Here is an 18,269-nt window from a genome sequence, read left to right as displayed (position 1 = left end):
AACTCAACCTTGAGAACATATGTTCCAGTCGCCAGTACGGGGAAGACCTCAAGTGCAGGTCTCCAGAACTATTTGCAGTTTCTCATATACCTTTTTCGGATCTGAAGGTTCCCTCTGACGGCACCGCATGGCAGACATGTCCAATCGGCGTTTGTTGACAAAGGTCAAAACCGGTCAAAAACACCGATCTCACAAACGTAGGGCGTCACGGCGGCGCTTGCGCGCTCCGCACTGGAATCGATCACCATCATGACATCTCGGTCTACGGGACTTCTCTTCGCGTTGACTGCTGTCATTATCTTCGCGGTTCAGGACGGCATCTCGAAACACCTGGGCGGCGCCTATCCTCCCATTTTCGTGGCGATGATCCGCTACTGGGCCTTCGCAGGTTTCGTGCTCATCGTGGCCGGTCGCTCGTCCGGCGGTGTCAAAGGTGCAGCGTCCGCGAACAGGTTGTGGCTGCAGATTGCCCGCGGGGTCATTCTGGTTTTCCAGATCGCGCTGTCGATCTTCTCCTTTGCCGAGGTCGGTCTTGCGGCCACCCATACGATCTTTGCTGCGACGCCACTGCTCGTTGCCTGCCTTTCGGTGCCCTTGCTCGGCGAGAAGGTCGGCTGGCGGCGGTGGACCGCGATCGGCGTCGGCTTTGCTGGCATCCTGATGATCATCAATCCGCTGCATGCGACATTCGATTTCCGGATCGTCATCCCGCTGATCGGCACCACGATGTTTGCGCTCTACTCGGTGCTGACCCGGCTCGCGAGCCGTACCGACACGGCCGATACCGCGTTTTTCTACACGGGTATTGCCGGTGCTGCGGCGATTACGCTGGTCGGTCCGTTCTACTGGTCGCACATCACGCTTTCCGACTGGTTCTGGATGTTGACGCTTTGCGTTACCGGCATGACCGGGCACTATCTGCTGATCCGCGCCTACTCGCTCGTCGATGCCGTCGCGGTACAGCCGATGTTCTACGTACAGTCGGTGCTCGTCTGCCTGATCGGTGTGATGCTGTTTGGCGAGATGATGACCATCAACATGGTGGCCGGGTGTGCGATCGTCATCAGCGCCGGCGCCTTCACGCTCTGGCGCGAATCGCGGCTTGGCAAAGTCCCACCGCCCCCGATCGAGCCGCCCGGCGCGCTGTAGAAAAGGCTTTGTCGCATCAGCTGTTGTGATGCATCGCGTCAGGAAAAGTCGTTTCCCATTTCACACCTGCGCGGCTATGGATAATGCCTCAATTCAGGAGGCAAGCATGTCCAACCCCGCGCGCTCATCGATGCCCTGGCTGATCATCACGGCCGGTGCCTTGGTTGCGATGCTGACGTTCGGCCCGCGTTCGGCAATGGGCTTCTTCCAACTGCCAATGTTGTCCGATCGGGGCTGGGATCGCACCACGTTCGGGCTCGCGATGGCGATCCAGAACCTCGCCTGGGGCCTTGGCCAGCCGATCTTCGGAGCGATAGCGGACAAATACGGTACCGGCCGCGTGCTCGCCCTGTCCGGTCTCCTCTATGCGGGCGGACTGTTTCTGATGTCGTCCGCGCAATCAATTCCGATGCTGCACCTGTCGGGCGGCCTGATGGTGGGGCTTGCCGTCGGCGCCGGTTCGTTCGGCACGATCCTGTCAGCCTTTGCCCGCAACGTGACGCCCGAACAGCGCTCCTTCGCGTTCGGGATCGGCACTGCCGCCGGCTCCGCCGGGATGTTTCTGTTTGCGCCGCTCAGCCAGGCGCTGATCACGGCCTACGGCTGGTCGGACAGTCTGATGATCATGTCGGCGATGATGCTTGCTGTTCCGCTGCTTGCCATCCCGCTCCGGGGCAACGCGAGCTCCGGCACGCAGAACCAGACGGAGTTCAAGCAGACCGCGGCGCAGGCACTGCGGGAAGCCTTCGGGCACAAGTCGTACCTGTTGCTGACCTCGGGCTTTTTCGTCTGCGGTTTTCAGGTAGCTTTCATCACCGCGCATTTTCCGGCCTATCTTCGCGATATCGGCATCGAGGCTCGGTATGCGGTGATCGCCATGGCCCTGATCGGTTTCTTCAACATCATCGGCTCGCTTGGCGCCGGCGTGATCGGGCAGCGCTACTCGAAACCCTATCTGCTCGCCTATATCTATATCGGCCGCTCGATCGCCGTCACGGCCTTCCTGCTTCTGCCGCAGTCTCCGACCTCGGTCATCATCTTTGCCGCCGTGATGGGTCTCTTGTGGCTGTCCACGGTGCCGCCGACCAACGGACTGGTGGCGATCATGTTCGGCACGCGGCATCTGGGCCTGCTCGGCGGTTTCGTGTTCCTGTCGCACCAAGTGGGGTCGTTCCTCGGCGTCTGGATGGGCGGCGCGCTTTACGACAGGCTGGGTTCCTATGACATGGTCTGGTGGTTCGGCGTCGTGTTCGGCCTGTTTGCCGCGGCCGTACACTGGCCCATTCGCGAAAAGACGGTGAACCGCCAACCGGTCATGCAGCCGGCGGAATGATACCTGATCCTTGCGGCGTCTGATCCTCAGGGGCTCTCGACAGCGCCTTCAGCGCCGCCTGAACGAACCCGTCGCGGGCGGTACTCTGGGTCATTCCGCGCGGTTCATAGACATGCCGGGATAGGAAATGGCCGGTCAGACGGAAGGCCGCGGCCATGCCGTCGCGGTCGGCAGTCCTGGATGCTCCCTCTCCCAGAAAATCCGGCAGGGCCAGCATGCGGTCCGCATAGGGAGCGCCGGCATCGCGGCTCACGGCGCGACCGGATTTTGGCGACACATAGACAAGATCGCTGCGTGTGCCTGTCGCTGCACATTCCGAAAGATCCAGTCCGAAACCAAGATCGTTCAGTACCGCGAGTTCGAACCGGACGAAGAGTTCGCCCGCATCGGACGGATCATCCATCGCATCGAGAATGATATCGAGAGCTTCGAACAGGTGCGGATGCGGATCACGCTCGGGAAGCAGCCGAAGCAGAGCCCCCATCGCCTGGACACCGTAGACCGCCGTTGCGGTTTCCATCAGCTTTGCTGCACGCAGTTGCAGCGGTTCGAGCTTGAATTCGCCGAGATGCTCGTCGAGACGCGCGCGCCAGACCACCTCCACGCGGTTTCCCGGCTGCAGCACCGGTTGCATCGCGCGCGAGCGGCCGGACCGGACGATGCCGAGATGGCGGCCGCGTTCGCGCGTCATCAGTTCGGCGATGACACTCGTCTCGCCGTGGCGTTTCACGCCGATGATGATTGCCTCGTCCTGCCACTGCATCGATAGGTGAACTTCCTGTCTGCGTTGATCAGTTCTACCGTATAACCTCTTGGGACTGAATCGGTTTCTGCGTCTTTCCGGCACGGTTTGCGGGCTCTGTCGGTATCTAGGTGTGGCTGTCGCGCCTCCCTCGATTTATCTCTCGACCGGGCTGGAACAAATTGCCTTCGCCGCGGATTTCTCCGCCGAACAGCCAAGAGCAATACGCTGCCGGAGATCACATGAAAAACGCCCTGCTCGCTACCGCTATCATTGCCGCGATGCCCTTTGGCCTCGCCTTGCCAACGCCTGCGGCCGCACAGTCGCCGCAGCTTGAACAGGCTTGCGTCGCGGTTGCCAAGAACTTCCTGCTCATTCCAGACGTCAAGACCGGCATTGTGCAGTCCTTCCCGGAACTCGATCCGCCGGGCGCACGTCTCACCTATTCGACCCGCCAGGACGCCAAGCCGACCGATTTCACCAACGAGATCGATTGCGAGTTCGGCAAGGGTGGACCTCCCTTCACGCTGCTGCGCTTCTGCATCTCGAAGACATGCTACGGCCCGGGTGAGCAGGAACCCGAAAATCGTCGTCGCTTCGAAGAGGTCAAGGCGCTGATGGAGCGCAAGAAGTAAGATCTCCGTCTCAGCCGAGATCCGGCGTCAGCATGTTCAGTGCTGAAGACAGATATCGCGCGGCCAGAGCATGGCCGCGCGCTGAAGCGAGATCCAGCGCTGCCCGGCAGTGGCTCTCGAGCGGATCACTGATCTGAATCGGTTCGGCGAGAGCTGGCTGCACGATGACAGTGCCGCTGTAGATCGAAGGCAGTCCATCGACATCGCGCAGACAGCGTCCGTTCGCGCGAACACTAACCTTACGGCCATCCGGATGGGTCAGGCTGTATTCGGCATTGTAGGCTGCACCATCGACGATCGCCATGTGGATAGCCTTGGCCACACGCTGCTTGTCGCCTTCGTCGATGTAGCGCACCAGGACGTCGATCGGCATTCCGATCGACAGGTCCTCGATCGAGAGACCAAACACATGGGCGATGACGTCGTCACCATAGACGCGGTTTTCTGCAACATTCCAGCTGTAGAACCCCACCGCGTTGATGAAATCCTGATCCGCTTCGTCAGAAGCGATCGTTCCGCGTGCCATGTACGCTCCCTATGCCAATACGACGCGTAGTTGTACCATCACCATCGCGTTAGCAATCGCGTACATTGATAGATGACAAGTTGCTACGGGGTTCTACGTAACGAATCACGAGCGCCCTTTGGCTGACAGGAATGTCCAAGGGAGCGATTCTGCAGCCATCGTGCACGACCGGAGGATGCAGCCGCAATTTGCACGAACGATGGATGCTTTACGCTTTTTTGCCGCCATCCAGCACGTTGAGTGCGGAGGACAGGTAGCGGGCCGCAAGCGCGTGGCGGCGGCTGTTGGCGATTTTCAAAGCCTCGAGACAATGGGTCTTGAGTGGATCGCCAGAATGAGCACCACTGCCCACTTCGACAGCGGTAACGGAACCTGTGTAGATCGACGGCAGGCCGAGCTTGTCGCGAAGGCATCGTCCCTGCCCTGTCACCGTGACGCGGCGACCGTCCACATGGGTGATCCCATAACTCTGGTGGCACTTTTTGCCAGAAATGATGGACTCGTGCAGGGCTTTTGCGACGCGCTGCTTGTCGCCATCGTCGACGTTGACGATGACCTGTTCGATCGGCGCGCCGCTCTCGAGGTCCCTGTAGGGGACCCCGTAGATGAATGCGAAGACCTGATCGCCGTAGACCTTGTTCTCCTGAACGTTCCAGCTGAAGAACCCAACCGCATCGCTGAGATCCATACCACTGAAGGCATCAAAACGTCTTATATCGCTCATGCCTGGCACCACCTCCACGATTTGCCGAGATCGCCTCAGTCCTTCAATACAACCAGCGTAACCCGTCGGCGTATTTTAGGAAATAACAATTAAGCATTTCCGAATTTACTAACATTCGAAATTACACAGCAGTTCCTTCTCCCGATATCAAGCTAACGCATCGGAAGGAGTCGGCAAGCCAAAAACGGTTAAACATTCAGTTTTTCGGGAATTCCAGGCCCATTTCGCGGAAACGTTGTGGATCGTCTCCCCAATTTTCCCTGACCTTCACAAAAAGGAACAGGTGAACGGGCTGTTCAAGGATCTCGGTCAGTTCCTTGCGCGACGCTGTCGAAATTGCCTTGATGGCGTCGCCGTTCTTGCCGAGAGCGATCTTCTTTTGGCTTTCGCGCTCGACATAGATGACCTGTTCGATCCTGACCGATCCATCCTTGCGCTCTTCCCACTTCTCCGTCTCGACATGCGAGGCGTAGGGAAGCTCCTGGTGGAGCCTTAGAAAGAGCTTCTCGCGGGTGATTTCAGCAGCAAGCTGGCGCATCGGCAGATCGGAAATCTGATCCTCCGGATAGTACCAGGGGCCTTCCGGCAGGGTCGTGGAGAAATAGTCCATCAGATCGTCGCAACCGGAACCGGTCGTCGCCGAGATCATGAAGGTGCGCACGAAGTCGATCTTTTCGTTGGCCGCGGCAGCAAGCGCCAGAAGATCCTCTCGCTTGACCTGATCGATCTTGTTCAGAAGCAGCAGTTTCGGCTGATGCACATCCTTCAGACCCTCGAGGATCGAGTCGGCATCGCCGCGCAGGCCGCGTTCGCTGTCGATCAGGAGCGCGATCATGTCGGCATCCTTGGCGCCGCCCCAGGCGGTGGTCACCATGGCGCGGTCCAGCCTGCGGCGCGGCTTAAAGATGCCGGGCGTATCCATGAAGACGATCTGGGCGTTGTTGTGGATCGCGATGCCCCGAACGATGGCGCGGGTCGTCTGCACCTTGTGGCTGACGATCGACACCTTGGCGCCGACGAGACGGTTGACCAGCGTCGACTTGCCGGCATTGGTCGCGCCGATCAGCGCCACGAAACCGGAATGGGTCGGGCCGGCTTCAACCGGAGCCGCGGGGGTCTCATCGGCTGCGGTTTCCGGCTGCGCGGCGTTTGCCTGGTCGTCTTTGCCTTCGGTGGTGTTGTCTTCGATCATGATGTCCAATCAGTCTTCAGCAGAGGTCTTCTGCCAGACGCCTTCGCGTTCGAGTATCCGGGTGGCAGCCACCTGTTCGGCTGCACGTTTCGACCGGTCGGCGCCCGTTTCGGGCGAAACACCGGGAATCTCGACCGTCACGGTAAAGCGCGGGTCGTGATCCGGGCCGGAGCGGTCGTCAATGCGGTAGGACGGGGTCACACCGAATTTGGCATGTGCCCATTCCTGCAATTCCGTCTTGGCGTCGCGGCGGGCGCCATCGGCGCGGGTCGCACGCGCCTTCCAATGACGCAGAATGAAACCGCGGGCAGCTTCCAGTCCGCCATCCAGATAAAGGGCGGCAATCAAGCTCTCCACCACATCGGCGCGGACGTTCATCATCCGCTTGCCGGTGATCTTCTTGACGTCGGCGCCGGTTCGGATGAAACGGTGCAGTTCCATCTCGTCTGCAACAATGGCACAGCTTTCGGCGCTGACCAACTGATTAAGGCGCACAGACAGCTCACCTTCCGGTGCGGACCGGAAGGTGGTGAACAGAAGTTCGGCAACGCAGAGCCCGAGCACACGGTCGCCCAGAAACTCCAGACGCTCGTAATTGGCATCCTTGGCAAGACCGACGCTGGCATGGGTCAGCGCCCGGTCAAGCCACTGCTTCTCGGAAAAGACATGGCCGATTATCGTCTCGAGACGGCCGCGTTCTTCATCCGAGAGTGAGAGCGGTTTCATCAATGAACGCCCTTGAAGAGACGGTCCCAACGCATGTTGGACGGCCATTTCCAGATCTCGCGGAAGGACGTGTCGTTGCCGAGCGAGAAGAAGATGACGCTGGCGCGACCGACGAGGTTTTCGGCGGGAACCATGCCCGGACCTTCATCGAAGCGGCTGTCGAGCGAGTTGTCGCGGTTGTCGCCCATGAAGAAATAGTGTTCCGCCGGCACGACGAACTCGCGGGTGTTGTCGCCGCGCGAGCTTGGGGACTGGTCGAGCGTGTCAAAGGTCACGCCGTTGTCGAGCGTCTCGCGAAAGACCGGAACGTTGGTGCCGGGATCGGAGCGGTAGTCGGATGTGAAAGCGCCGTCGCCCTGCTTGGGTACAGCGGTTCCGTTGACGAAGAGCACGCCGTCGCGAACCTGGATGCGGTCACCGGGAAGACCGATCAGGCGCTTGATGTAATCGATCTCGGGCTGCTGCGGCAGGCGGAACACGATCACGTCGCCGCGCTTCGGCTCGCTGAACTGAAGGACGCGGCCTTCAAACAGGTCCGGCGAAAACGGCATCGAATATTTTGAGAACCCGTAGGCGAACTTGTTGACGAAGATATAGTCGCCGACCAGGAGCGTCGGCATCATCGAGCCGGACGGAATCGTGAAGGGCTGGAACAGGACGGTGCGGATCACCATAGCCAGCAGCAAGGCCTGGATGATGACCTTGATGTTTTCCCAAAGGGCATTCTGCGGCTTCGTCTCGGCGTTATCGGACACGTATTTCAATCTCTCTCTTCACGGCGGATGGCTACCTGTGTGAAACGTGCCGCAATCTTCGAGAGATCACGCCCGCCGTTCAGGTCATTCCTGCGTGGCACCTTGTAGCTACAAAACCGCTGCGCGCTTTTGCGGGACATGCTTTAGCGTCTTCACAGAGCGGCGGCAATGGGCCACCGCTTCGCCAAATTCTGGTACGCTCACCGAGCGGCCACCGGTCGCGCCTCAATGATCACGAAGGCCTGCGCATAGGGATACTCGTCGGTGATCGTGACGTGAATGAAAGGCTCCTGACCGGCGGGCATCAGTTCCGCCAGCCGCTCGCCCGCGCCACCCGTCAACACCATGGTCGGCTTGCCGCCCGGCAGGTTGACAACGCCCATGTCTTTCCAGAACACGCCGTTTGCAAGGCCGGTGCCGAGAGCCTTGGAGCAGGCTTCCTTGGCGGCGAACCGCTTGGCATAGGATTCGGCGCGGTTCTTCCGACGATCGGACTTCGCGCGCTCGATATCGGTGAAACAACGATGGGTGAACCGTTCCCCGAAACGTTCGATGGATTTTTCAACTCGACGGATGTCGATGAGGTCACTGCCCATGCCGATAATCATCAAAGTCCCTCTATCTCAAGCATCGACTGACTTGCGGTCTGCCGGCTGCGCCGTCAAGTTCCCCGGCTGATATTCCCGCTCATAGGCCTGCTGATATTCGCTGCGGCGGGCAAGGCGACGCTCCGTCTGGCTGTTGCGAAAACTGCGGATCCCGAAATAGGTCGCGACATAGACAAGCAGTCCGCAGAACAGTCCGGGAGGCAGCGAGCCGATCAGCATCGGCTCCAGGATCGGGTCCCAGAGTTCCGATAGCTTGAGCTGGGAAAACAGCGCCGCTAGATCGACCGGCCGCGCTTCGCCGCCGCCAGCGCGGCCAAGGATGAACTGGCCGATTTCCCACGTAAGGGGCCAGATGATGGGACAAGTAACGGGATTGGCGAAGGCCGTGCCAAGCGCCGCAGCGACCATGCTGCCGCCCAGCACCCAGGCAAAAGGAATCGCAAAAAGGATGTGGAAGCCGAGAAAGGGTGTCCAGGCGCTGACCATGCCGATCGCAAGACCGGCAGCAACCGCATGCGGCGAACCGCCGATGCGCAAGATCTTGAGCCGGTAATATCCGAGCACACGGCGGAACCCCTTCGGGGGGGATATTGCGCGATGCAGCTTTTCTCGGAAGGTCGGGGCTTTGCGGCGCCGAAAGGGCATGAAGCAGCTTCTTTCTGGTTCGGTCCGGTCAAGGATCCGAGAACCATCATCTCAGTTCGGAAACGGTCTTCGTAGCGGAAGCCCAAGATGATGGCGAAAATTGGCCGCTGACATCGGGCCGCTTCGCGCACGGCCCCCGGATAGATCTACTGCACGACAGACGACCGAGCCGCTGTCATGTCATTGAATTCAGATGGACTTGCGGAACATGCCACGGTCGATCTGGCGAACGCGGTGCTCGAGATCGAAGCGATCGCAGGCTTCATTGAGGTAAGCCATTTCGCGTTCCTGGACGGAAGGACCGCACAGGACGCGGGCGAACTTGCGGACGGAGGTAAACATCTGACGTCTCTTTCGGTAAATGTTGCGGTGCAGCAGATATAGGCTGAACCAGCGGGCTTTACCAACGCAAGGGTTACCTCCCAGCCCTGCATTGAATGCATACCCGCTTCAGGGGAGCGCACTCAAAACAGGCAGTCCGCATCGACGATCGGCTGGGGTCTAGTCGTAGACACGCTTCAGGTTGGAAACGCAGTCCAGTTCCTTCAGCTGCGTCAGGAGCTGGTTGAGCTGGCGCACGTCCCAGACTTCGACTTCCATGGCGATCTCGGAGAAATCGGCGGCGCGATTGCTGGCCATCGACAAGGATCGGATGTTGATGTCGAGACCGCCGATTGTCTTCGCGACCGTCGCAAGGGTGCCTGGCTCGTTGATCGTGTTGACGTCGATCCGGGCCAGAAAACGAGACTTGTTGGCCTCGTCGAGATCCCAGCGCACATCGATCCAGCGCTCCGGTTCCTCATCGAAGTGCTGCAGGATCGGCGCCTGGATCGGATAGATGGTGATCGCCTCGCCCTTGTCCATGATCCCGACGATACGGTCTCCGGGCACGGCGCCGCTCGGTGCGAAACGCACCTGCATATTGCCGGCAAGACCGCGGATCGGAACCGGTTCAGGGCTCAACGCAACGACATCGCCGGCATTGACGACCGTCTGGGCATCCTCCAGCGGTGCCTTTGGCTGGTTCGGCAGCTTGAACATCATGCCGGACGCGCTGCGCATGTTGAACCAGCCGTCATCGGCCGATGGCTTCACCGTAACGCGTTCGTCCTTGAAATCAGGGAAGACGGCGCGCAGCACGTCGAGCGACGACAGCTCCCCTCGCCCGACGGCAGCGATCGCATCCTCGACATCCTTGTGGGCAAGCCGATGCAGAGCAGGCTTCAGCGCCTCGCGGGTAAAGGTCTTTGCGGCGCGATCGAAGGTGCGCTCCAGAATGCGATAGCCGAGGCCGGCATACTGTTTGCGGATCGCCATGCGGGTAGCGCGGCGGATGGCCGAGCGGGCCTTGCCGGTGACGACGATTTCTTCCCAGGCGGCCGGCGGAACCTGCACGCCCGAGCGGATGATTTCCACCTCGTCGCCGTTGTTCAGCCGGGTGACAAGCGGCATGATACGGCCGTTGATCTTGGCGCCAACCGTGGTGTCGCCGATATTGGTATGAACCGCATAGGCAAAGTCGATCGGCGTGGCACCGCGCGGCAGCGCGATCAGCTTGCCCTTGGGCGTGAAGCAGAAGACCTGATCCTGGAACAGTTCGAGCTTGGTATGCTCCAGGAATTCTTCCGGATTGTCGCCTTCGGCAAGCGACTCGATCGTATGGCGCAGCCAGGAATAGGCGCTCGATTCCTTGGGCAGAAGATCGTCGCCCTTGGCGCCGCCCGACTGGCCGTCCTTATAGAGCGCATGCGCGGCGATCCCGTATTCGGCAATCTCCTGCATCATCTCGGTACGGATCTGCAGTTCGATACGCTGCCTGGAAGGGCCGACGATCGTCGAGTGGATCGAGCGATAGTCGTTCTGCTTCGGGTTGGAGATGTAGTCCTTGAAGCGGCCCGGCACGACGCGCCAGCGGGTATGAACGATGCCGAGCGCCTTGTAGCAGCAGGCGACGTCGTCGACGACAATGCGGAAACCGTAGAGGTCGGAAAGCTGTTCGAAGGACAACGACTTCGACTGCATCTTGCGGAAGATGGAATAGGGCTTCTTCTGGCGCCCCTTGACGGCGGCGTCCGGCAGGCCGTTGGCGACGAGAAGATCGCGCAACTCGTCCTCGATCTTCTTGATCAGCCCTTCGTTGCGGGCCGAAAGATCGGCCAGCCGCTGGGTGACAGTCGCATAGGCTTCCGGGTTGATGTAGCGGAAGGACAGGTCCTCGAGCTCGTCGCGCATGTCCTGCATGCCCATGCGGCCGGCCAGCGGCGCATAGATATCCATCGTCTCTTCGGAAATGCGTGCCTTCTGCTCGGCCTTCATATGGTCGAGCGTGCGCATGTTGTGCAGCCGGTCGGCAAGCTTGACCAGCAGCACGCGCACGTCGTCTGAGATCGCCAGCAGCAGCTTGCGCAGGTTTTCGGCCTGCTTGGCCTTTTTCGATACGAGATCGAGACGCTTGAGCTTGGTCAGACCTTCGACGAGACGACCGATATCCTCGCCGAACAGCTCGTCGATCTCGGCGCGGGTCGCTGTCGTATCCTCAATCGTATCGTGCAGCAACGCGACGGCGATCGTCGACTCGTCGAGATGCATGTCGGTGAGGATGGCAGCCACTTCGAGCGGATGCGAGATATAGGGATCGCCAGAGGCGCGTTTTTGCTGGCCATGCTTTTGCATGGCGTAGACATAGGCCTTGTTGAGAAGAGCTTCGTTGGCCTCGGGCTTGTACTTCTGCACCCGCTCAACAAGCTCGTACTGCCTCATCATCCCGTGAAATGCCCTCGATACCGGGTCCAACAAAATAAAAATGGCGCGCCAACCATCAGATCAGCGCGGCCATCATAGATATCAAGACAGATTAGGGCGAGAGAATGAACGGTCCCTTGCCCAAACAATGCATCAATCAGTAATCGTCGCTCTTTTCCGGCGGCACAAGGCCTTCGATACCGGCGAGAAGGTCTTCTTCCGACATCTGGTCGAAATTGACGGTTTCCGCGGCGCCGTCTTCCTCGTCGTTGCCAGAGACTGTCGACGTGCTGCCGGCAGCAATCAGGGTTGCCGGATCGGGCTCGGGCTCGTCGATCTCGACATGCTTCTGCAGCGAATGGATCAGGTCTTCCTTCAGGTCGTCGGGAGACAGCGTTTCGTCGGCGATTTCGCGCAGTGCGACGACCGGGTTCTTGTCATTGTCGCGATCGATGGTGATCGCTGCGCCCTGCGAGATCTGGCGGGCACGGTGGCTGGCGAGAAGCACCAGCTCAAAACGATTATCGACTTTGTCAATGCAATCTTCTACTGTGACACGGGCCATTGCCTGTCCTTTGCGGTCGTTATTTTCGGAATTGCTACGCCCGATACAGCCATTGCCGGCGAAATTCAAGTTTATTCATGCCGACTGCCGCATGCCGCCGACCGTGGTGGCGATGACTCTGGCCAGATTCAACGAAAGGTTGCTTGGATAAAAGCGAATCCTACCATAAATGACATTTATATGATTAGCTGGTAATTTAACCGATAAATACCTAAGCGATCGGCTCAACTTTTCATTTGACGGGTCCTTGGTCAAGCAGCTTGAAGGGGATGGAGACATATGTTTGACCCAAGAGAGAAGATAGCTCTCTTTATCGACGGTGCTAATCTTTACGCGGCCTCGAAAAGCCTTGGTTTCGATATTGATTACCGTAAGCTTCTGAAGGCTTTTCAGAAGCGCGGCTATCTGTTGCGTGCCTATTACTATACGGCGCTGATCGAGGATCAGGAATATTCGTCGATCAGACCGCTGATCGACTGGCTGGATTACAACGGCTACAAGGTTGTGACAAAGCCCGCCAAGGAATTCACGGATTCCCTTGGCCGCCGCAAAATCAAGGGCAACATGGATATCGAGCTCGCGATCGATGCGATGGAACAGGCCGAGACTGTTGATCATCTCGTGCTGTTTTCGGGCGATGGCGACTTCACCAATCTTGTCGAGGCGCTGCAGCGCCGCGGCCGCAAGGTCTCGGTCGTTTCGACGATGCAGACGCAGCCGCCGATGATCGCCGACGACCTGCGCCGGCAGGCCGATCATTTCATCGATCTGATGACACTGAAAGCCGAAGTGGGCCGCGATCCATCAGAACGCGCACCGCGGCCGACGGAACCTGCTCCCGAACCGGCCGAAGGCTGAGATCATCCCTGAAATGAAAAAAGGCGCCGTTCGACGGCGCCTTTTTTTGTTGGGGAAAACGACTAGGCCGAATGCGGCTCCGGCGTCACCGAAGATGACGCCCCCTGCCCGGCGCTGCGCTTTCGTGCACGAAACACGCCCTCGACGATCAGGGCCAGGGGAAGCCCGATAAAGAACGGAATGAAGAAGTAGATCACTCGGAACGCGACAAGCGAACCGATCGACGCCTGGTCGCCCATCACGTGGCGAACGGTTGCCTCGAGGACTCCAAGGCCACCCGGCGCATGGGTAATGAGGATTGCCAGATTGGCGAGCACGAACGCGGTCGCGGCCTTCAGGTAGCTGACATCGGCGCTCGCTGCCATGACTTCGCGCAGACAGGCGGATACGAGCGCGAAATTGATCGTGCCGATCACCACCTGTGCGATGGCGATCCTGAGCGTCGGCATCTCAAAGCTCCAGGAGCGAATCTTCAAAGGCGCGCGCACCGTTGCCGCGAGGATGAGATATACACCCGTCACGGCGAGGCAGGCAAAACCAATCCCCATGACCATCGCCTCCGACAGCCGCAGGACTGTTGCGGCATCCTTCGGATTGATGATCATCACGATACCCGACAGAACGGCCATGCCGATGCCGACAGTGACACCAGAAAACAGAACGATCTTGGCAACGTCCTCGGTGCTCATGCCCCAGTGATGATAGTAGCGATAGCGCAGCGCGCCGCTGCTGAGACCCGACAGGCCGACACTCTGGCCGATCGACAGCGCAATGAAGGAGGCAAGGCCGATCTTGGGATAGGAGAGGTCGTTCTTCACGTAGCGCACGCCAGCCCAATCAAAGCCGGACAGGCAAACATAAGATCCGGCGGCAAACAGGCCCGCCATGACGAGATTATAGGTCGGGATATCCCGGACGGACTGGACTATGTCGCTGAGCGAGTATTCGCGGAACGTGTGGTACAGAAGGTAGCCGGCGGCGCCGAAGCCGATGACAATCGTGATGTAGGTAAAGATCTGCTTCTTCGTCATCGCCCACTTGCCCCAAAATAACGAGCTGAAACGGGCGATGTGTGGTTTTGTTCCGCAGCGAGGGTTCTCATGCTCGCTCGAGCACGCGCTTAACGCACGCCCGACGGGTCAGCCTCAACCGGCCTTGAAAAGGCGCGACTTCTCGCGGTTCCAGTCGCGTTCCTTCTCGGTCTCGCGCTTGTCGTGCAGCTTCTTGCCCTTGGCGAGCGCCAGTTCGAGTTTCGCGCGACCCTTTTCATTGAAGTAGATCTTCAACGGCACCAGTGTCATGCCTTCACGGTTGATACCGACACGCAGGCGGGAGATCTCGCGCTTCGACAAAAGCAGCTTCCGGCGACGGCGGGGCTCGTGGTTGAAGCGGTTGGCCTGCAGATATTCCGGAAGATGGCTGTTGATCAGCCAGATTTCATTGCCTTCGTCTGAGGCGTAGGACTCGGCGATATTTGCCTTGCCGTCACGCAGCGACTTCACCTCGGTGCCGGTCAGCATGATGCCGGCTTCGTAGGTATCGAGGATCTCGTAATTGAAGCGGGCCTTGCGGTTTTCCGCGACAATCTTGTTCACCGTGCGCTGGCTGCCTTTGGGGGCCATTGAAATCTTCCGTCGCCCTTCATCTGAAACACAATCCCCGCCCATGGGCGATGAGCGGGGTTCGATTTCTATGTAATGCGCCAGGCAGCAAAAGTGAAGCGCTGCGGCTTCAGTTCAGGATACCCGCATGACGCAGTGCTGCATCAATGGCAGCTTCCGTCGCCGGTTCCAGCGTCGACATCAGCGGAGAGCGGACAGCGCGGTTCAGGCCGCGGACCTTGTAAAGTCCGTATTTCGAACCGCAGACGCCGGGCTCCATGAAGATCGCCTTGTGGAGCGGCATCAGGCGATCCTGATACTCGAGTGCCTTGGCATAATCGCCGGCAAGCGTGGCGGCCTGGAACTCGGCACAAAGCCGCGGCGCGACATTGGCCGTCACCGAGATGCAGCCGACGCCACCATGGGCGTTGAAGCCAAGTGCCGTCGCATCCTCGCCGGACAGCTGCACAAATTCCGACCCGCAGGTGATGCGCTGTTCGGAGACGCGCTCGATCTTGCCGGTCGCATCCTTGACGCCGACGATGTTCTTGTAGGCCTTGGTAAGGAAACCCATCGTTTCCGGGGTCATGTCGATGACCGACCGGCCGGGAATGTTGTAGATGATGATCGGCAGATCCGTGGCTTCGGCGACCGCGGAAAAATGCGCGATCAGGCCCTTCTGGGTCGGCTTGTTGTAATAGGGTGTGACCACCAGAAGCGCATCGGCGCCCGCGGTCTGCGCATGCTGGGCAAGCTCGATCGCTTCGCGGGTGTTGTTGGACCCGGCGCCGGCGATGACAGGGACGCGGCCGCGGGCGGCCTCGACGCACAGTTCAACGACCCGCTTGTGTTCGTCGTGCGAGAGCGTCGGAGATTCGCCGGTCGTGCCGACCGGGACCAGACCGGAACTGCCTTCCGAGATCGTCCACTCCACATGCGCGGCGAAAGCATCCTCGTCCACCGCGCCGTCGGTGGTGAAGGGGGTGACGAGAGCGGGGATCGATCCCTTGAACATGCAAAACTCCCAAAGGCCGAAGGGCATGGTACAATCCATGCTTCGGCCGTAATCCGCGACTATAAGGCTGGGCACCATAAATCGGCGACCGGGCGGCGACAAGCGGAAGTACATGGGTTTTCAGCGTAAATTCCACTTAAGAATTCGCGCGATCGTGACCGCTGTGGTAAGGTTTTGTTAAGCTTGTCAGCAGCTAATAAGGGGTCTGAAACATCGTTGTCGCGAGTTGCCGGATGAGCAAACCCGTTGTAATCCTCAAGACGCTCGGGGCAGCGCTGTCAATCAGCGTCGCGGTCCTGCCGGCTTACGCTGCACCTCCAGGTTCCAATGCAGGCGTCGCACCGCTCCCATTCGTGAGGCCGGACGCTTCCGCTGCAATCCCGGGCTTCACCACCGTTCCGACGCCCGTCCCTGCGCCACCGACAACACCGCCGGCCACTCCGGCGCTGGTTCCCGTGCCTGACATTACCGGCGCAATCCCCAGGATGAACCGGCCGCTTGCGACGCCCGCGCCCGCCCCTGCTCTCAAGGCCGGTCTCGATGCACTCTCCGACAACGATGCCGCACAGGCGATCGCCATGCGCGACAGCCTGCCGGAAGGCTCGCTCGACGAAAAGATCCTGACCTGGGCGATTGCCACCTCGGGCGCCCGCGGTATTCCTTCGAGCGAAATTGCCGCTGCGCAGCGCAGGCTCGTCGGATGGCCGGGGCTTTCCACCCTGCGGGCGCAGTCCGAACGCGCGCTCTACCGCGAAAACCCGACGCCGGCCCAGGTGCTTGCCGCTTTCGGCACGACGAAACCGGAAACGCCGGAAGGTGCCGTCATTCTATCGAGGGCGTTGGTGGCGAGTGGCAAACATGCCGATGCCGGGCGCATCCTGAAAAACATCTGGGCATCCGAGCCGCTGGACAAGCCGATGGAAGACCGGATCCTTGCCGAGTTTTCTGCGCTTCTTTCGCCCGCGGATCACCGGGCGAGGATGGATTACCTGATGTACCGCAGCCGCGGCGCGCAGGCGAAGCGCTTTGCCGAGCTCGGCGGTTCGCAATCGCTCTACAAGGCGTGGAACGCCGTCATCGCCAACGCAAAGACGGCAGGACCGGCGATCGAGGCAATTGACCGTTCGCTGGCAGGCGATCCGGCTACCCTTTTCGTGCGGATCGAATATCTGCGCCGCCAGGACAAGTACCAGGAGGCCGCAGCGCTTCTCGCAAAGGCTCCGCGCGAAGCGGGCCGCCTGATCAACACCAGCGAATGGTGGAACGAGCAGCGAATCGTTGCCCGCGGGCTCGCCGATCTCGGCGATGTCAGGCTGGCCTACCGGACGGTGTCCGACCCAATGGCGGCTCTCTCCACCGACAAGGTGGATGCGGAATTCCATGCGGGCTGGTACGCGCTGCGGGCGCTCAACGATCCGGCCACAGCCGAAAAGCATTTCTCGAGGATTCTTGCCGCCTCGAGCCGTCCGCTCTCGGCATCGCGCGCGCTCTACTGGCTCGGACGCGCCGCGGAAGCTGGCGGACCGGGTTCCTCATCGGAATTCTACAGCCGCGCTGCCCGGTTCCCCGGCACATTCTATGGCCAGCTCGCCGCCGCAAGGCTGGGCACGCGGACGCTCGATGTCAGTTATCCGACGCCATCGGCAGCCGACCGGCAGATGTTCGAAAACCGCGAGGCCGTTCGGGCTATCGCAAGACTGGACGCCGCCGGCCACGATCGCCGGTCGGCAGCGCTTTACAAGGCACTTGGCGAAGAGCTGACAAGCCCCGGTGAACTCGCGCTGCTTTCGTCACGCGCGGAAGCGCAGGGCGACCATGCGCTGTCGCTCTCGATCGGCAAGAGTGCCTTTTCACGCGGCATCGACGTTGCAGCGCTTGCCTATCCACTGGGCGTCATTCCAACGGCTGCCAATATCGAGGGGTCCGGCAAGGCGCTTGCCTACGCGATCGCCCGTCAGGAAAGCGCGTTCAATCCAACAGCCGTGTCACCGGCCAACGCCCGCGGGCTGCTGCAAATCCTGCCGACGACCGCCCAGGGCGTGGCGAGGCGCCACGGGCTGGCCTTCAAGGCCGACCGATTGACCAGCGATGCCGGCTATAACGCGACGCTCGGCGCCCATTATCTGGGAGAGCAGATCGAGACGTTCGGCGGCTCCTACATCATGACCTTCATCGCCTACAATGCGGGGCCGAAACGGGTGAACGAGTGGATTGCCCGCTACGGCGACCCTCGCGGCAAGCCGATCGACGAAGTCGTCGACTGGATCGAGCGCATCCCCTTCCCCGAAACGCGCAACTATGTGCAGCGGGTAATGGAGAACTACCAGGTCTACAAGGTCAGGCTCGGACAGACGTCGGATATCGTGACAGACCTGCGGTTGGGGCGCCGATAATCTTATTTTGCAGCGCCTGGTTCATCCGATCACACCTCAGAATGCAAAAAGGCCCGGCAA

At 60.1% G+C, this 18,269-nt stretch carries 19 protein-coding genes; 5 read left to right on the top strand and 14 right to left on the bottom strand.

The window, feature by feature from the left end:
- The first annotated feature begins 249 nt into the window (after positions 1 to 249).
- Positions 250 to 1,149 carry a DMT family transporter gene (locus J3A65_RS06530; protein WP_062453384.1) on the top strand — a complete coding sequence of 300 codons (900 nt, stop codon included), beginning with the start codon at positions 250 to 252 and terminating at the stop codon, positions 1,147 to 1,149.
- Positions 1,150 to 1,255: 106 nt separating this feature from the next.
- On the top strand, positions 1,256 to 2,482 hold the full coding sequence (locus J3A65_RS06525) for an MFS transporter (protein WP_209900428.1): 1,227 nt from the start codon (positions 1,256 to 1,258) through the stop codon (positions 2,480 to 2,482).
- Here J3A65_RS06525 and recO read toward each other — a convergent pair.
- The gene (gene recO, locus J3A65_RS06520) at positions 2,463 to 3,245 is read right to left on the bottom strand and encodes a DNA repair protein RecO (protein WP_209900426.1); all 783 of its coding nucleotides are present in this window, start codon (positions 3,243 to 3,245) and stop codon (positions 2,463 to 2,465) included. The two genes, J3A65_RS06525 and recO, sit on opposite strands and share 20 nt — an antisense overlap.
- Before the next feature lie 221 nt (positions 3,246 to 3,466).
- Here recO and J3A65_RS06515 point away from each other — a divergent pair, with 221 nt between their 5' ends.
- Complete coding sequence (locus tag J3A65_RS06515) at positions 3,467 to 3,859, top strand: hypothetical protein (protein WP_062453386.1); 393 nt, start codon at positions 3,467 to 3,469, stop codon at positions 3,857 to 3,859.
- Between the two features lie 10 nt (positions 3,860 to 3,869).
- On the opposite strand, the gene J3A65_RS06510 is transcribed toward J3A65_RS06515, so the two are convergent.
- From J3A65_RS06510 to rpoZ, 10 genes are all read right to left on the bottom strand, one after another.
- Positions 3,870 to 4,385, bottom strand: coding sequence for a PAS domain-containing protein (locus J3A65_RS06510; protein ID WP_209900424.1), 516 nt, complete (start codon positions 4,383 to 4,385; stop codon positions 3,870 to 3,872).
- 208 nt (positions 4,386 to 4,593) lie between these two features.
- A complete protein-coding gene (locus J3A65_RS06505) occupies positions 4,594 to 5,109 on the bottom strand; it encodes a hypothetical protein (protein ID WP_062453388.1) in 516 nt (171 codons plus the stop codon).
- A 196-nt stretch (positions 5,110 to 5,305) separates the two neighbouring features.
- Positions 5,306 to 6,301, bottom strand: a complete 996-nt coding sequence (gene era, locus J3A65_RS06500; RefSeq protein WP_245341623.1) for a GTPase Era — start codon at positions 6,299 to 6,301, stop codon at positions 5,306 to 5,308.
- Positions 6,302 to 6,310: 9 nt separating this feature from the next.
- Entirely contained in the window at positions 6,311 to 7,030 is a 720-nt protein-coding gene (gene rnc, locus J3A65_RS06495) for a ribonuclease III (RefSeq protein ID WP_174195902.1), read from the bottom strand.
- Positions 7,027 to 7,782, bottom strand: coding sequence for a signal peptidase I (gene lepB / locus J3A65_RS06490; protein WP_062454754.1), 756 nt, complete (start codon positions 7,780 to 7,782; stop codon positions 7,027 to 7,029). Before lepB ends, rnc begins: the two co-directional genes overlap by 4 nt.
- A 200-nt stretch (positions 7,783 to 7,982) precedes the next feature.
- Complete coding sequence (gene acpS, locus J3A65_RS06480) at positions 7,983 to 8,390, bottom strand: holo-ACP synthase (RefSeq protein ID WP_209900422.1); 408 nt, start codon at positions 8,388 to 8,390, stop codon at positions 7,983 to 7,985.
- Positions 8,391 to 8,405: 15 nt separating this feature from the next.
- A complete protein-coding gene (locus tag J3A65_RS06475) occupies positions 8,406 to 9,035 on the bottom strand; it encodes a DUF2062 domain-containing protein (protein WP_209900420.1) in 630 nt (209 codons plus the stop codon).
- A gap of 189 nt (positions 9,036 to 9,224) precedes the next feature.
- Complete coding sequence (locus J3A65_RS06470) at positions 9,225 to 9,377, bottom strand: DUF3563 family protein (protein WP_209900417.1); 153 nt, start codon at positions 9,375 to 9,377, stop codon at positions 9,225 to 9,227.
- A gap of 159 nt (positions 9,378 to 9,536) precedes the next feature.
- A complete protein-coding gene (locus tag J3A65_RS06465) occupies positions 9,537 to 11,798 on the bottom strand; it encodes a bifunctional (p)ppGpp synthetase/guanosine-3',5'-bis(diphosphate) 3'-pyrophosphohydrolase (RefSeq protein WP_209900415.1) in 2,262 nt (753 codons plus the stop codon).
- 136 nt (positions 11,799 to 11,934) lie between these two features.
- Positions 11,935 to 12,342: a DNA-directed RNA polymerase subunit omega gene (gene rpoZ / locus J3A65_RS06460; RefSeq protein ID WP_113167369.1), complete on the bottom strand. Its 408-nt coding sequence runs from the start codon at positions 12,340 to 12,342 to the stop codon at positions 11,935 to 11,937.
- A gap of 279 nt (positions 12,343 to 12,621) precedes the next feature.
- Here rpoZ and J3A65_RS06455 point away from each other — a divergent pair, with 279 nt between their 5' ends.
- Positions 12,622 to 13,200, top strand: coding sequence for an NYN domain-containing protein (locus tag J3A65_RS06455; protein ID WP_062453393.1), 579 nt, complete (start codon positions 12,622 to 12,624; stop codon positions 13,198 to 13,200).
- Between the two features lie 62 nt (positions 13,201 to 13,262).
- Here the strand turns inward: J3A65_RS06455 and J3A65_RS06450 are convergent, their stop codons facing one another.
- The 3 genes from J3A65_RS06450 to dapA all read right to left on the bottom strand — a co-directional run bounded on the left by J3A65_RS06450 (position 13,263) and on the right by dapA (position 15,816).
- Complete coding sequence (locus J3A65_RS06450) at positions 13,263 to 14,231, bottom strand: YbhN family protein (protein ID WP_092661804.1); 969 nt, start codon at positions 14,229 to 14,231, stop codon at positions 13,263 to 13,265.
- A gap of 114 nt (positions 14,232 to 14,345) precedes the next feature.
- The gene (gene smpB, locus J3A65_RS06445) at positions 14,346 to 14,822 is read right to left on the bottom strand and encodes an SsrA-binding protein SmpB (protein WP_062453395.1); all 477 of its coding nucleotides are present in this window, start codon (positions 14,820 to 14,822) and stop codon (positions 14,346 to 14,348) included.
- A 109-nt stretch (positions 14,823 to 14,931) separates the two neighbouring features.
- The gene (dapA, locus tag J3A65_RS06440; protein WP_062453396.1) at positions 14,932 to 15,816 is read right to left on the bottom strand and encodes a 4-hydroxy-tetrahydrodipicolinate synthase; all 885 of its coding nucleotides are present in this window, start codon (positions 15,814 to 15,816) and stop codon (positions 14,932 to 14,934) included.
- A gap of 233 nt (positions 15,817 to 16,049) precedes the next feature.
- Here dapA and J3A65_RS06435 point away from each other — a divergent pair, with 233 nt between their 5' ends.
- Positions 16,050 to 18,209 (top strand): lytic transglycosylase domain-containing protein, encoded by a 2,160-nt coding sequence (locus J3A65_RS06435; RefSeq protein ID WP_209900413.1) that lies wholly within the window; start codon positions 16,050 to 16,052, stop codon positions 18,207 to 18,209.
- Positions 18,210 to 18,269: the final 60 nt, after the last annotated feature.

Origin of the sequence: Rhizobium sp. PvP014 (genome assembly GCF_017876855.1) — a bacterium.
GTDB lineage: Bacteria > Pseudomonadota > Alphaproteobacteria > Rhizobiales > Rhizobiaceae > Neorhizobium > Neorhizobium soli.
Note: the sequence above shows the minus strand (reverse complement) of the source record. Positions and strands in the feature narration are given on the sequence as shown.

Bases quoted from the DNA above. Each gene is read 5' to 3' on its own strand.
- J3A65_RS06530 (WP_062453384.1), top strand. From the start codon at position 250: ATGACATCTCGGTCTACGGGACTTCTCTTCGCGTTGACTGCTGTCATT.
- J3A65_RS06525 (WP_209900428.1), top strand. From the start codon at position 1,256: ATGTCCAACCCCGCGCGCTCATCGATGCCCTGGCTGATCATCACGGCC.
- recO (WP_209900426.1), bottom strand. From the start codon at position 3,245: ATGCAGTGGCAGGACGAGGCAATCATCATCGGCGTGAAACGCCACGGC.
- J3A65_RS06515 (WP_062453386.1), top strand. From the start codon at position 3,467: ATGAAAAACGCCCTGCTCGCTACCGCTATCATTGCCGCGATGCCCTTT.
- J3A65_RS06510 (WP_209900424.1), bottom strand. From the start codon at position 4,385: ATGGCACGCGGAACGATCGCTTCTGACGAAGCGGATCAGGATTTCATC.
- J3A65_RS06505 (WP_062453388.1), bottom strand. From the start codon at position 5,109: ATGAGCGATATAAGACGTTTTGATGCCTTCAGTGGTATGGATCTCAGC.
- era (WP_245341623.1), bottom strand. From the start codon at position 6,301: ATGATCGAAGACAACACCACCGAAGGCAAAGACGACCAGGCAAACGCC.
- acpS (WP_209900422.1), bottom strand. From the start codon at position 8,390: ATGATTATCGGCATGGGCAGTGACCTCATCGACATCCGTCGAGTTGAA.
- J3A65_RS06475 (WP_209900420.1), bottom strand. From the start codon at position 9,035: ATGCCCTTTCGGCGCCGCAAAGCCCCGACCTTCCGAGAAAAGCTGCAT.
- J3A65_RS06470 (WP_209900417.1), bottom strand. From the start codon at position 9,377: ATGTTTACCTCCGTCCGCAAGTTCGCCCGCGTCCTGTGCGGTCCTTCC.
- J3A65_RS06465 (WP_209900415.1), bottom strand. From the start codon at position 11,798: ATGATGAGGCAGTACGAGCTTGTTGAGCGGGTGCAGAAGTACAAGCCC.
- rpoZ (WP_113167369.1), bottom strand. From the start codon at position 12,342: ATGGCCCGTGTCACAGTAGAAGATTGCATTGACAAAGTCGATAATCGT.
- J3A65_RS06455 (WP_062453393.1), top strand. From the start codon at position 12,622: ATGTTTGACCCAAGAGAGAAGATAGCTCTCTTTATCGACGGTGCTAAT.
- J3A65_RS06450 (WP_092661804.1), bottom strand. From the start codon at position 14,231: ATGACGAAGAAGCAGATCTTTACCTACATCACGATTGTCATCGGCTTC.
- smpB (WP_062453395.1), bottom strand. From the start codon at position 14,822: ATGGCCCCCAAAGGCAGCCAGCGCACGGTGAACAAGATTGTCGCGGAA.
- dapA (WP_062453396.1), bottom strand. From the start codon at position 15,816: ATGTTCAAGGGATCGATCCCCGCTCTCGTCACCCCCTTCACCACCGAC.
- J3A65_RS06435 (WP_209900413.1), top strand. From the start codon at position 16,050: ATGAGCAAACCCGTTGTAATCCTCAAGACGCTCGGGGCAGCGCTGTCA.